The 11,277-nt window shown below is 62.6% G+C and carries 8 protein-coding genes and 2 pseudogenes; 4 read left to right on the top strand and 6 right to left on the bottom strand.

Features of this window, described 5'->3' with window-relative positions; all coding sequences use genetic code 11:
- Positions 1 to 3 precede the first annotated feature (3 nt).
- Together BJ122_RS13620 and BJ122_RS13625 are read left to right on the top strand one after the other, a co-directional pair.
- A complete protein-coding gene (locus tag BJ122_RS13620) occupies positions 4 to 1,200 on the top strand; it encodes a bifunctional 2-C-methyl-D-erythritol 4-phosphate cytidylyltransferase/2-C-methyl-D-erythritol 2,4-cyclodiphosphate synthase (RefSeq protein WP_110781576.1) in 1,197 nt (398 codons plus the stop codon).
- Positions 1,200 to 1,817, top strand: a complete 618-nt coding sequence (locus BJ122_RS13625) for a CinA family protein (protein ID WP_110781577.1) — start codon at positions 1,200 to 1,202, stop codon at positions 1,815 to 1,817. Before BJ122_RS13620 ends, BJ122_RS13625 begins: the two co-directional genes overlap by 1 nt.
- Positions 1,818 to 1,975: 158 nt before the next feature.
- Here the strand turns inward: BJ122_RS13625 and BJ122_RS13630 are convergent, their stop codons facing one another.
- A complete protein-coding gene (locus tag BJ122_RS13630) occupies positions 1,976 to 3,073 on the bottom strand; it encodes a hypothetical protein (protein WP_146227198.1) in 1,098 nt (365 codons plus the stop codon).
- Between the two features lie 307 nt (positions 3,074 to 3,380).
- Between BJ122_RS13630 and BJ122_RS13635 the strand changes: the two are divergent.
- Positions 3,381 to 4,286, top strand: a pseudogene (locus tag BJ122_RS13635) (IS630 family transposase).
- Positions 4,287 to 4,437: 151 nt separating this feature from the next.
- Here BJ122_RS13635 and BJ122_RS13640 read toward each other — a convergent pair.
- Together BJ122_RS13640 and lipA are read right to left on the bottom strand one after the other, a co-directional pair.
- Positions 4,438 to 4,905 (bottom strand): type II toxin-antitoxin system RatA family toxin, encoded by a 468-nt coding sequence (locus tag BJ122_RS13640; RefSeq protein WP_110781579.1) that lies wholly within the window; start codon positions 4,903 to 4,905, stop codon positions 4,438 to 4,440.
- Positions 4,906 to 4,915: 10 nt separating this feature from the next.
- Positions 4,916 to 5,875 carry a lipoyl synthase gene (lipA, locus tag BJ122_RS13645; protein ID WP_103013056.1) on the bottom strand — a complete coding sequence of 320 codons (960 nt, stop codon included), beginning with the start codon at positions 5,873 to 5,875 and terminating at the stop codon, positions 4,916 to 4,918.
- A 145-nt stretch (positions 5,876 to 6,020) separates the two neighbouring features.
- On the opposite strand from lipA, the gene BJ122_RS13650 reads away from it, so the two are divergent.
- Positions 6,021 to 6,641: a DNA-3-methyladenine glycosylase gene (locus BJ122_RS13650; protein WP_110781580.1), complete on the top strand. Its 621-nt coding sequence runs from the start codon at positions 6,021 to 6,023 to the stop codon at positions 6,639 to 6,641.
- Between the two features lie 167 nt (positions 6,642 to 6,808).
- Here the strand turns inward: BJ122_RS13650 and BJ122_RS13655 are convergent, their stop codons facing one another.
- The 3 genes and pseudogenes from BJ122_RS13655 to BJ122_RS19650 form a co-directional block, all read right to left on the bottom strand.
- Entirely contained in the window at positions 6,809 to 9,667 is a 2,859-nt protein-coding gene (locus BJ122_RS13655) for a valine--tRNA ligase (RefSeq protein ID WP_110781581.1), read from the bottom strand.
- 262 nt (positions 9,668 to 9,929) lie between these two features.
- On the bottom strand, positions 9,930 to 10,745 hold the full coding sequence (locus BJ122_RS13660; RefSeq protein WP_110781582.1) for a PopZ family protein: 816 nt from the start codon (positions 10,743 to 10,745) through the stop codon (positions 9,930 to 9,932).
- Between the two features lie 391 nt (positions 10,746 to 11,136).
- Positions 11,137 to 11,277, bottom strand: a pseudogene (locus BJ122_RS19650) (TolC family outer membrane protein); the annotation flags it as partial.

Genomic DNA, 11,277 nt, shown 5'->3' on the forward strand with positions numbered 1-11,277 from the left:
ACAATGGCCAACTCACGACGAACTGCCGCAATCATTGTCGCCGGCGGCCGCGGGCTGCGCGCCGGCGCGGGCGGCCCCAAGCAATACCGCACACTCGCCGGCCAGCCGGTGATTTTCCGTGCCATGCAGCCGTTCTGCACCCATCCGGAGATCGCGGCGGTGCAGCCGGTGACCAGCCCCGATGACCGCGCAATGTTTGAGCAGGCGGTTGCCGGCTTGACCTACCGCGCGCCCGCCCCTGGCGGCGCCACCCGGCAGCAATCGGTGCGCTCGGGCCTGGAAGCGCTCGCTGCGGACGCGCCCGACATCGTGCTGATTCACGATGCCGCCCGGCCGTTTGTCGATGCCGCGCTGATCTCGCGCGCCATCGTCGCCGCGGAGCGCACCGGCGCCGCGGTGCCGACCATTCCGGTGACCGACACCATCAAGCAGGTCAATGGCACTGGCGATGTGATCGGCACGCCGGACCGTGCTCAGCTGCGCATCGCGCAGACCCCGCAGGCATTTCGCTTTGATACCATCCTGGAAGCGCATCGCCGCGCGGCGCGCGATGGCCGCGATGACTTCACCGACGATGCGGCGATCGCGGAATGGGCGGGATTGACGGTTGCGACTTTTGAAGGCGATGCTGCGAATATGAAACTCACCACATCGGAAGACTTTGTCCGCGAGGAATTGCGGCTGGCGGCGCTGCTCGGCGATATCCGCACCGGCACCGGCTATGACGTGCACGCATTCGGCGATGGCGACCACGTCTGGCTGTGCGGCCTCAAGGTGCCGCATAATCGCGGCTTCCTGGCGCATTCCGATGGCGATGTCGGTCTGCACGCGCTGGTCGATGCCATTTTGGGCGCGCTGGCCGATGGCGATATCGGCTCGCACTTCCCACCCACTGATCCGCAGTGGAAGGGCGCGGCCTCCGACAAATTCTTGAAGTACGCGGTTGAGCGGGTGGCCGCGCGCGGCGGCCGGATTGCCAATCTCGAAGTCACCATGATCTGCGAGCGCCCGAAAATCGGCCCGCTGCGCGAAGCGATGCGCGCGCGCATTGCTGAGATCACCGGCCTGCCGATCGAGCGGATCGCGGTCAAGGCCACCACCAGCGAGCAGCTCGGCTTCACCGGCCGCCAGGAAGGCATCGCGGCGACCGCCAGCGCCACGGTGCGGCTGCCCTGGGGTCCGAACGGATTGAGCGGCTAATGAGCGGTGACCCGCGCGCCCTAACCCGCGTGCTGCTGGATCTGTGCCGTTCGCGCAAGCTGACGATCGCGACGGCGGAATCCTGCACCGGCGGACTGGTCGCGGGGGCACTGACCGAAATACCCGGCTCCTCCGAGGTGCTGGACCGCGGCTTCGTGACCTATTCCAACGAAGCCAAGCAATCGATGTTGGGCGTGCCGCAAACCACGCTCACCACCTTTGGCGCGGTCAGCAAAGAAACCGCGATCGCGATGGCGATCGGCGCGCTGGAAGCGACCGAGGTCGATGTTGCGGTGGCGATCACCGGCATCGCCGGCCCCGGCGGTGCCACCCCGGGCAAGCCGGTCGGACTGGTGCATTTTGCGGCAGCATCGCGCGATGGCCGCATCATGCATCGCGAGCAGCGTTTTGGCGCGATCGGCCGCAACACCGTGCGGCAGCGTTCGGTGGTCGAAGCTTTGCGGATGCTGCTGGAATTGGTGCGCGGCCCCAAGCCTGCCGCCAAGCTGCGCCCGGCGGAAAGCGCATCACGACTGCGCGCCGCCCGCACCGCGCGCCGCACCGCGGTCAAGCGGCCGGTGTCGTCGCGGTCCAAGCCCAAGCCGCGCAAGAGCTAAGGATCAAGAAGCCGGGCGACACCCTCGCCCAAGCAGACCACACCCCGCATCGCTCGGACATCACTCCAACATTAGAACCGATAACACCGACCCGCTAGTGGCCATTAGCCTATTCGATTTCAGTGAAACCCGAATCAATCCAGGGTTGCGTAACCATATTAATTCAACCTCGCCCCTCGCTTCGTCAGCGCGTCGATTAAACGACCATTTGGCCAGTTGAACTCCTGCCCATCAATAGCTCTCCTCAAAATAGTCTTTCCATTTTGAGCATAATTGATGTCCGCCCCAGCCTCGATCAAATCGTCGAACAACGACTCCCTTTCAATGGTAATCGCAAATCCATCCTTGGATAAACCCATTCCAAGCCTCGGCCCCCTGTATGGAATAACCAAGCTATGAAACGTACTGGGCGCAACTTTAAAGCCACGCTTAAGCACAAACGTCAACAACTCGGACACTGACCTATCACTTCTAATATGCTCGATTAGCATTTCAGCCAGCGTCATAGTCAAACCATTGCGCTGCATTTCTATCCATGGACACTCGGTTCTCGACTTTGCCATTAACAAATGGTCTCCGATCCTATACTCACTAAGAGACGCATTTGTTACTTCGATATAACTGTCGTAAATTGGAATGTGCTTTGGAATCCCCGGCGTATACGGGAAACGCGTATCCGGCGCAATAAGTCCACGTTCTATGGCGATCTTAATCGCCTCCCAATCACCCGTCCTTATGATCAAGTATGGGATGCTATCCCCCCAGCAGTTTGTTGAGCTTGCGAGGCGCTCAGAGACTTTCGATGCAGCATCTTTAGGCGAACGCCGAACCTTCTGGAGGAGCTTACTAAGTTTGACCGGACGCATAGGCCCCAGCAAAACGACCTTCGAAAGCATATCGCTAGCGGCGGTGTACATCTTTGGATTTTTGGTGCGGGCGTCGTACAACGTACCTACGATTGCCCAAGGCACCTTCGCATCCATTGGAAGGTACTTTGTTACAAAGGCTGCGCCGTCAGGATTTATTAATAGTTCTGGAGAGACCAAACAGTCCTGCATTGCAGTTGGCAGTATAGACTCAAGTTCAGATCGCCCAAGCACCCCATTGTTAATCATTATCTCAAGTCGGTAAGTATTCATTCCTGAAGTACCACAAAGACTATCAGACACCAACTTGACGTTAGCATCACTCGCATGAGCACCGCTGATCACGTAAAATACTAGCGGAATGATTAGCGCAAAACGTTTCACTGACATCGCTGCCCCCAAGCACATTAAGCGCCGGATCATCCAGCGCTTCAGCCAGCAATCAACCTTACATTGACAATGCGCATCGACACAACTCCACAAACGCGTCTAATTTCGCGAAATATCGCCCTACAAAACTGCCAATCAACAATAACCGCGAGTACATGTGTTGCGGTAGTATTTGTCTCTCTGGCGACTACGCTAACCAATTCGCGACGGCTCGTAGAGCGGCACATCGATTGATTTAATCAGGAGGGATTCCGTCGGATTGCGACTTGTTATTCAAGGTACTGGCTGGATCGGAGGCCAGCATCGCATGGTACAACCTATTTCGAATGTTCTGCGTGAACGAGCCGTGGCGGAGGTGTCGTCCGGAGAGAGCTACCGGGTCGTTGCAGCGCGGTTTGGCGAGGCGGTGTCGTAGGCCGTGAAGTGGCGCCAGCGCTATCTTGCGACAGGATCGGTGGCGACGGGAAAGATGGGCGGACATCGCAAGCCGGTCTTGGCGCCGCATCGGGCGATCATCGTGGAGAGGATCAGGCAGACGCCACATCTGACACTGCACGGGCTGAGGACGAACTGGCCGCACGAGGCGTGAAGGTCTGAGCTTCAAGAAACGCTGTTTGCCCTTGAGCAGGGCCGCGCCGATGTCGCAAGGCGGCGGCAACGCTGGCGCAGCTTGCAGGGTCGGCTCGATCCCAGCCGACTGGTGTTTATCGACGAGACCTGGATCAAGACCAACATGGCGCCGCTGCGCGGCTGGGGCGGCAAGGGCGAGCGGCTGCGCGCCTATGCACCGCATGGCCATTGGCGAACGCTGACGTTCCTGGGTGCCCTGCGCTGCGACCGCCTCACGGCGCCTTGCGTGTTAGACGGCCCGATCAACGGCGAGAGCTTCCGCGCCTACGTCGAACAGCAACTCGTGCGCGTGCTACGGCCGGGCAACATCGTCGTCATGGACAATCTCGGCAGCCACAAGTCGCCGGCCGTCCGTCAAATGATCCGATGAGCCGACGCCAGGCTATGGTATCTGCCGCCGTATTCGCCCGATCTCACCCCAATCGAGCAGGTGTTCGCCAAGATCAAGCGCTGGATGCGCATCGCCCAGAAGCGCACCATCGACGCAGCCTGCGACCACATAGGCCGCCTCGTCCGAAACATCCCACCCGACGAATGCAGCAACTATCTCATCAACGCAGGATACGCTTCCGTCAAAACATGAAACGATCTAATTTGTGCGTCAACATTCAAGGTGCTCGTGGCGCCGCCGGTAATTTGTTTGGCTGAATTTTAGTTGTTCAAGGCAGACTGCCGCCAAGGCACCTGCTATCTCAGCAACAGCGCCCAGGAGCAATACAGACTGTCTGCGCAGTCTAAACGTTGAGCTGAGCGCGGCCATAGATCTGGTCGGCGCGGGTCTCGAACGCCGCGGCGAATTTGTGAAAGGCCGCGTCGAACATCGTGCCCATCAGCATTGCCAGCATCTTGTTGCGGAATTCGTAGGCCAGGAAGAAGCCGACGTCGCAGGCATCGTCGCCGCGCGCTTCAAAGGTCCAGCGGTTCTGCAGATGGCTGAACGGCCCGCGCAGATATTCGACCATGATCTTCTGGTTGGCGCGATCGAGCGTCACCCGGCTGGTAAAGCTCTCGCGCACCATCTTGAACGCCACGGTCATGTCGGCGGTCAGCACTTCGCAGCCATCGGCGCGCACCGTGCGATGATTGATGCGCAGCGCCGAACACAGCGGCACGAATTCCGGATAGCGCTCGATATCGGCGACCAGTTCGAACATCTCGCTGGCGCTGTGGCGAACGCGGCGCTTGCTTTGAAATTGCGGCATGGAGTGTGACTCAGCGGGCCAGCGCGGCGCGCGCTGCCCGTAGTTTGGCAAAATCCTCGCCGGCGTGATGCGATGACCGGGTCATCGGACTGGCCGACACCATCAAAAAGCCCTTGGCCGAGGCAATGTCCTTGTAGCCGACAAACTCCTCGGGCGGCACATAGCGCATTACCGGATGGTGTTTGAGAGTCGGCTGCAAATACTGACCGATGGTGAGAAAATCGACATCGGCGCTGCGCAGGTCATCCATCACCTGCAGCACTTCGTTGCGCTCCTCGCCGAGCCCGACCATGATCCCCGACTTGGTGAACATCGTCGGGTCCAGTTCCTTGACGCGCTGCAACAGCCGCACCGAATGGAAGTAGCGCGCACCGGGGCGCACTTCGAGATAGCGCGCCGGCACGGTTTCCAGATTGTGGTTGAACACGTCCGGCTTGGCCGCGACCACGATTTCGAGCGCGCCATCTTTGCGCAGGAAATCCGGGGTCAGCACCTCGATGGTGGTGTCCGGGCAGCGCGCGCGCACCGCAGCAATGGTGGCGGCGATATGGGCCGCGCCGCCATCGGCGAGATCGTCGCGATCAACGGACGTCAGCACGATATGCGACAGGCCGAGCTTGGCGGTGGCCTCCGCGACATTGTCCGGCTCGGAGCGATCGAGCGCCGCCGGCAGCCCGGTCTTGACGTTGCAGAACGCACAGGCGCGCGTGCAGGTGTCGCCCATGATCATGAAAGTGGCGTGCTTCTTGTCCCAGCACTCGCCGATATTCGGGCAGCCGGCCTCCTCGCACACCGTATGCAGGCCGTTTTGCCTGACGATATTGCGTGTGTCGGCATAGCCGCGCGAGGTCGGGGCGCGCACCCTGATCCAGTCCGGCTTTTTCGGCGATGGCGCGTCAGGGCGCGCCGCCTTTTCCGGGTGGCGCGGCCGGATCGGCTGATCGGAAACGGTATCGATGACGACAACCATGGCACGTCCGCTTGTAAGACACCCCTACCTAATCTGCCGGTCCCGGTCCCGCAACCCGGCGACTTGCTGGACCCCCACCATTCCAATAATGCTCGCGAATGATGCAATCCGCCATCGTGCCGGGGTTTTGACGCCGTAGCCAGCCATGGTCCGCACCGCTCTTGCCGCCAATGCCCTGCCCGCCAAGCTCGGCCGCCCGATCGGGCGCGGCTTTTTCGACCGCAGCGTGCACGACATCGCGCCGGAGTTGATCGGCGCCGTTTTGCTGGTGGACGGTACCGGCGGCGTGATCGTCGAGGTCGAGGCCTATCACCACAACGATCCGGCGGCGCATTCCTACCGCGGCGAAACCGCGCGCAACGCGGCGATGTTCGGCCCGCCCGGCCACGCCTATGTCTACCGCTCCTATGGCATGCACTGGTGTCTGAATTTCGTGTGCGAGGCCGAAGGTTCGGCGAGCGCGGTGCTGATCCGGGCGCTGCAACCAAGCCATGGCCTCGATGCGATGGCGGCGCGGCGCGGGCTCGAGGAACCGCGGCAATTATGTTCGGGGCCGGGTAAGCTGGCGCAGGCGCTCGGCATCACGCTGGCGCATAATTGCCTACCGCTCGACCGGCCGCCATTTGCGCTTTATCGCCGGGTCACCGCGCCTGAGATCGTCACCGGCCCGCGGATCGGCATCACCAAGGCCGCCGAACTGCCGTGGCGTTACGCGCTGCGCCAGTCGCCTTTTGTCAGCAAGCCGTTCCCGGACAAGTCGCGCTAACGGCTGCGGCCAGGAGTGCGTAGCTCTCCGCTGAGCCGCTCCGCTCACGGATAACGTTGTCCTTGCGAGCGCAGCGAAGCAATCCAGCGTCGTGCGCAGGCGTATCGTGGAACGGCTCGGTCACCGCGTTGTCGGAGACGGTGACCGAGACGTGGTCGAGTAATCGATCAGCCGGCGTTGCTCAGCCGCTCGAGCGCTTCGAGGATCTTTTCCTTGCGCGCGACCGCCGCCTCGCGCTTCTCTTTTTCTTCCTCGACGATCTCTTCCGGCGCGTTGGCGACGAACTTCTCGTTCGACAGTTTGGCGTCGACGCGCTTGATGTCGGCCTCGGCCTTGCCGAGCTCCTTGTCGAGCCGCGCCTTCTCGGCCGCCAGATCGATCACGCCCTTGAGCGGCAGCGCCGCGACCTCGCCGCGCACCAGAAGCTGCACCGCGCCCTGCGGCGCCGCGTCGGCAAACGAGATCTCGCCAAGCCGCGCCAGGCGCTTGATGACATCGCTCCAGCGCGCCGCGCGCTCGCGCGTCTCCGGCGAAGCACCGGCCAGCACCAGCGGCGTCAGCGTCGCGGGCGTGATGTTCATCTCGGCGCGCACCGAGCGGATCGCGGTGACGAGATCGACCACCCAGCCGATCTCGGCTTCCGCGGCGGGATCGCTGAATTCCGGCTCGTGCTCCGGCTGCAGGATCACCGGCGGCACCATCGGATCGGTGAGCACCGGGCTTGCGAACACTTCGGCGCTCAGCTCGGCCTTGCGCGACCACGGCTCGAGCGTCAGCAGCCCGTCGCGCTTAGCGGTCACCGCCCACAATTCTTCGGTGATGAAAGGCATGAACGGATGCAGCAGTTTGAGAATCTCATCGCGCGCCCAGGCGACCATGGCGCGGGTCTCGGCCTTGGCCTCGCCGTCCTCGCCGGTCAGGACCGGCTTGGCGAGTTCGAGATACCAGTCGCAATACACGTTCCAGACGAAGCGATAGGCAGCGCCCGCGGCATCGTTGAAGCGATAGGCTTCGATCGCCTCGGTCACTTCGCGCACCGCGCGCACGGTCTCGTGCGCGATCCAGCGATTCAGCGTCTGCTTGGCCGCGGTCGGATCAAAACCGTCCGGCAGCGCGCACTGATTCATTTCGGCGAACCGGCAGGCGTTCCACAGCTTGGTCGCGAAATTGCGATAGCCCTCGACGCGGCTGGTGGCGAGCTTGATGTCGCGGCCCTGCGCCGCCATCGCGGTCAGCGTGAACCGCAGCGCGTCGGCGCCGTATTCGTCGATCAGATGCAGCGGGTCGATGACGTTGCCCTTCGACTTCGACATCTTGGCGCCCTTCTCGTCGCGGACGAGCGCATGGATGTAGACGGTCGGGAACGGCACGTCCTCCATGAAGTGCAGGCCCATCATCATCATCCGGGCGACCCAGAAGAAGATGATGTCGAAGCCGGTGACCAGCACATTGGTCGGGTAGTAACGCTTGACGTCGGTGTCGTCGTCCGGCCAGCCGAGCGTCGAGAACGGCCACAGCGCCGACGAGAACCAGGTGTCGAGCACGTCTTCATCGCGGGTGATGAAGCCCTCGCGCTTGGCGGGGTCTTCCGCCATGTCGTGCGCCTGCTCCGGCGTCAGCACTTCCTGCTCGACATAGTAGCCGAGCGCGTTGCCGACCGCCTCTTCCTCGGTCTCGGCGACGAACACCTTGCCGTCCGGCCCATACCAGGCCGGGATCTGGTGGCCCCACCACAATTGCCGCGAGATACACCAGGGCTGGATGTTCTCCATCCATTCAAAATAGGTCTTTTCCCAGTTCTTCGGCACGAAGGTGGTATCGCCGTTGCGCACGGCGGCGATCGCCGGCTGCGCCAGCGTCGCGGCGTCGACATACCATTGGTCCGTCAAGAACGGCTCGATCACCACACCGGAACGGTCGCCATGCGGGACCATGTGGGTGTTCGGTTCGATCTTCTCCAAGAAGCCGAATTCTTCCAGCCGCGCCACGATCAGCTTGCGCGCGGCAAAGCGCTCCATGCCTTCGAGTTCTTCGGCGAATTCGCGCGCGCCTTCCGGCAGGCCGTGCAGATAGGCGCTGTTATCGGCCAGCGACAATTTCGCCTCGATATCGAGCACGCTGATCTGCGGCAGGCTATGGCGGCGGCCAACTTCAAAGTCGTTGAAGTCATGCGCCGGGGTGATCTTGACCGCGCCAGAACCCTTTTCGGGATCGGAATAGTCGTCGGCGACGATCGGAATCCGGCGGCCAACCAGCGGCAGGATCACATGACGGCCGACCAGATGGGTGTAGCGCTCATCTTCCGGGTTCACCGCAACCGCGGTGTCGCCGAGCATGGTTTCCGGGCGCGTGGTCGCGACCACGATGAAGGTCGAAGGATCATTGGGATCGAAGCTGACGCCTTCCAGCGGATAGCGCAGGTGCCAGAGATTGCCCTTGACCTCGACCTGCTGCACTTCGAGGTCGGAGATCGCGGTGAGCAGCTTCGGGTCCCAGTTCACGAGCCGCTTGGCCTTGTAGATCAGGCCCTCGCGATGCAGCTGCACGAACACCTTGATGACGGCGCGCGACAGCCCCTCGTCCATGGTGAAGCGCTCGCGCGACCAGTCGCACGACGCACCGAGGCGCTTGAGCTGATTGATGATGATGCCGCCGCTCTCGGCCTTCCACTGCCAGACCCGCTCCAGGAATTTCTCGCGGCCCATGTCGCGGCGGCCGGGCTCCTTGCGCTCCATCAGTTGCCGTTCCACCACCATCTGGGTGGCGATGCCGGCGTGGTCAGTGCCCGGCTGCCACAGCACGTCGCGGCCGCGCATGCGCTCGAACCGGCACAGGATGTCCTGCAGCGTGTTGTTGAGGGCGTGGCCCATATGCAGCGAGCCGGTGACATTCGGCGGTGGGATCACGATGGCGTAAGGCGCAGCGTCGCGGCGGTCGGGCCGGCCGGCCTTGAAGGCGCCTTCGGCCTCCCAGGCTTGCGCAATACGGCCTTCGATCTCGGCGGGTTGGTAGGTTTTTTCGATCATGGCGGGGTCGATTCTGCTGGCGCCGGCTGGCTGGAAAAGCGTCGGACGCGGCCGTTGGAGCGTTTTCGAGCGAATTGGAGTCCGGTTCGCGTCAAGAAAACGCGACAAAACAATAGCTGAAGCTGCGGTCCTGATTCCGTCAAAACCGCACCGGCTCTAAAAAGCTTCCGCAGACGAGCAAGTCAACCGCAAGCCGGGCCATGGCATGAACGGGGTCATGGCCCGGGCGGCAATTCTCGTGAAATTGAAGCGTGATGGCGGCTCAGCGGCCGCGCGACACCCGCTCGATCTCGGCCCGGACGATCCGCTCCACCATCTGCGGCAGATTGTCGTCCAGCCAGGATTTCAGCATCGGCCGCAGCATCTCTTTGACCAGGTCTTCGAGCGTGCGGGCGTTGTTGCTGAGCACGGTATGCGCCAGCGAGTTGAACGCGGAGTCGACCGCGGCGACCGTGGCGCGCGACAGGATCGGTGCCTCCATCGGGGTATCGACCGGCGCAGACGCGGCCCGCTCGGCAGCGGGCGCGACCCAGCTCGGGGCCGGCGGCGGCGGAGGCGGCTCCTTCTTGACGCTTTCGCACACCGCTTCGGCGAACTCGACGTCATTGTCGGCATCGACCTGGAACGCCGACGGCGCGGCCGGCGCCGGATCAGGCAGCGCCATCTCGTCGGTGAGCTCGAACACCTCTTCCTCTTCAACAACCGGCGGCGGTTCGGGCGCGGCCATCCGCGGCGGCGGGCGCACCTCTTCCTCAGCGGTTACCTCGTCGAGACCGGCGAGCAGCGCGTCGATATCGTCCTGGCTGTTGCTCTCTGCGGCCGACGGCGCGGGAGGTGGAGCGACAGGCTTAGCGGGCGCAGCCGTGGTGTTACTCATGGCAGGAGCCTTTGCCGCCGGAGCAGCGGCCTTTGCGGGTTCCGGTTTGGGAGCGGCGGCGGCGGCCGGAGCAGGCGCTGGTGCCGGCGCCGGTGCGGGCGCAGCAGCGGCTGGCTTGGCTTCATCATCCGCAATAATGCGCCGGATCGACGCCAGAATCTCCTCCATCGAGGGCTCTTGAACCTTTGCAGGCTGCGTCATCTCCCACTCCACATCGTCAACGCACTAGGTCTACACCAAAGCGACACAGGTGTGCTCATTCCGGATTCGAGACACCAGATTTTCACGGCGCAAACCTGACTTGTCCCCAGATCAAAAGGTTCGGGCTTTTGGTTCAAGCTGGTAGTTACCCTGGGCTACGCCTCGAGCAGTCAAATGCCTGCTCGAATCGTCGGCCGCTTCTACACCGAACGGTAAGCCACGGTAGGATTTCATTGCAAGACGCGCCCTGCACTGAGCCCAGGCGGCGGCGTGTTGTCAGCAACGATCAAGATCGTCAGCAGAACAACCGGGTTAGGCCGATCAGATCGGTCCTGATACCATGATCAGAACCGCCCGTTTGGTCGTCTCGGGCTTAAGGACCGAATAGGTCTCAGCGCCCGTCGGGAGTGCGGACGCCGATCCAGCTGTCGCGCACTTGATGATAATGCACGCTCGGGTCATAGACCGTGGTGCTCAGCTTCAGCACCTGCGGCGACAGCCGGCCGACCGCGCTCAGCACCGAATACGACGC

Origin of the sequence: Rhodopseudomonas faecalis (genome assembly GCF_003217325.1) — a bacterium.
GTDB lineage: Bacteria > Pseudomonadota > Alphaproteobacteria > Rhizobiales > Xanthobacteraceae > Rhodopseudomonas > Rhodopseudomonas faecalis.